This window comes from Mesorhizobium sp. M0751 (genome assembly GCF_040320265.1).
GTDB lineage: Bacteria > Pseudomonadota > Alphaproteobacteria > Rhizobiales > Rhizobiaceae > Mesorhizobium.
The window spans coordinates 1-1243 of the sequence record NZ_JAMYPH010000076.1 but is presented as its reverse complement, the minus strand read 5'-3'; the positions used below and the strand labels follow the sequence as shown (position 1 = coordinate 1243).

Genomic DNA, 1243 nt, shown 5'->3' with positions numbered 1-1243 from the left:
CTTCACAACATGCCGGGTATGGACGTCGGCACTTTTGCCCTTTCAGACAGCGTCATGCTTGCAGCATCCGACCGCTTTGACATTAGAATTCTTGGTAAGGGTGGACACGCGGCCCGGCCGCACGAAAGCATCGATCCGATCCCGATCGCTAACCATCTAGTTAGCGCACTCCAGACGATCGCCTCACGGAGCGTCGACCCCATCGACCCGGTCGTGGTTTCGGTCACCTCGATCCATGCTGGCGAGGCTTACAACGTCATCCCATCCGAGGTCGTGCTGAAAGGCAGTGTCCGCACCTTGTCGGAGATCAACCGCGACAAAGTCGAGTGCCGCGTCCGCACCATTGCGACCTTTGTCGCAAAGACGTTCGGTGCCGAGGCTGAACTCGACTATCGCCGTGGCTACCCGCCGACAGTCAACCATCCCGTCCAGGCGAGTATTCTGGGGGACTCCGCCGCACGCGTAGCTGGAAACGCCGTAGTGCGCCGGGACATGGCGCCTTTAATGGGCGCGGAGGACTTCTCTTACATGCTGAAGGCCCGACCCGGCGCCTTCATCTTCATGGGCAACGGCGAGACTGCTCCGCTTCACCATCCAGAGTACGATTTCAACGATAGCGCGTTGCCGATCGGCGTTGCGCTGTGGATCGATCTGGTGACCCGAGAACGGAACTAGGACTTGCGACGTTCGCCTCGGCCTGCAAGTCGCCTTTCACCGGACCATCGGAGAAATACTTTCCCTGGTACCCTCTCCTGCGGTTCTTGGATGCACGCCGCGGGTAGCTCGAAGTGGAGCGTAACGTGACCCAACTTGCGCACGATCGGCGGCGCTGTTGGCTGATCGCGGTCGTCGATCCTATCGTCATCGAATTGCGCGAGTGGTCGCGCACCGAGCTCGAACCGACTTCGGGTCTGAGTGGCTGCTCGACCTCTAGGGAGACCGTGCAGGCATAATATTGTATATCCGTGAGACGACGATCGCCAAGCTTATCAAACGAAATCGCATTCACTGCATCGGTGCTGCCCAGGTGCTCGCCGTGCTGCGCAAGCCGCTCGTTAAGTTCAATTAGTGGCTGATCAACAGAAAGATCGTTTGATTTTATGTTTTGTGAGGGGCCTCGTGAGCAGGCGGATGGCGGCACGAGGATTCATTTCGGCGGGAGCACTCGTTATCTAGATGTTCGTAGCCAGTCGGTGTCATCGTCCGAGCCCCGCAAATGTCCGTTCCACAATCCATTGCCGCG

Annotated in this window: 2 protein-coding genes; both read left to right on the top strand. The window is 58.6% G+C overall.

The window, feature by feature from the left end; translation table 11 throughout:
- The coding region (locus NKI19_RS32695; protein WP_352567716.1) for an amidohydrolase at window positions 1–675 on the top strand (675 nt) is incomplete at its 5' end.
- Window positions 676–800: 125 nt separating this feature from the next.
- Window positions 801–953 (top strand): hypothetical protein, encoded by a 153-nt coding sequence (locus NKI19_RS32690; protein WP_352567715.1) that lies wholly within the window; start codon window positions 801–803, stop codon window positions 951–953.
- Window positions 954–1243: the final 290 nt, after the last annotated feature.